The 594-nt window shown below is 69.0% G+C and carries 1 protein-coding gene; it reads left to right on the top strand.

The annotated features are described in order from the left end of the window. A partial coding sequence (sufD, locus tag KDM41_18600; GenBank protein ID MCB1185434.1) for a Fe-S cluster assembly protein SufD occupies window positions 1-594 on the top strand: 594 nt, incomplete at both ends.

Below are 594 nucleotides of genomic sequence, written 5' to 3'. Positions count from 1 at the left end.
CCAGCGCATGGGTCGCGGGGCGTTCTACCAGTCCCAGCAGCGCACCCTCGCGGGGCGCGACTCGACCCTCGACACGCTCAACGTGACGCTGGGCGCCAGCGTGAGCCGCGTCGACCTCAACGCCCGGCTGCAGGGACCCGGCGCCAACAGCGACATGTTGGGCCTCTACTTCGGCGACGAGGACCAGCACTTCGATCACAACACGCGGCAGGACCACGAGGCCCCTTCGGCCCGGAGCGATCTGTTGTACAAGGGCGCGCTGGACGACCACAGCCGGGCGGCCTTCCGGGGCATCATCCGCGTCCACAAGGGCGCCCAGCAGACCGACGCCTACCAGACGAACCGCAACCTGCTGCTCTCCGAGGACGCCCGGGCCGACTCGCTGCCCAACCTCGAGATCGAGGCCGACGACGTGAAGTGCTCCCACGGGTCCACCGTGGGGCAGCTCGACGACGAACACCTCTTCTACCTGATGAGTCGGGGACTCTCCCGGGAGAAGGCCGAACGCCTCGTGGTGTTGGGCTTCCTCGGCGAGGTCATGTCGCGCCTGCCGCTGGGCGGCGTGGTGGAGAAGGTGACCCGGGCCATCGAGGA

The organism is bacterium (assembly GCA_020440705.1).
Taxonomy (GTDB): Bacteria; Krumholzibacteriota; Krumholzibacteriia; order LZORAL124-64-63; family LZORAL124-64-63; genus JAGRNP01.
Note: the sequence above shows the minus strand (reverse complement) of the source record. Positions and strands in the feature narration are given on the sequence as shown.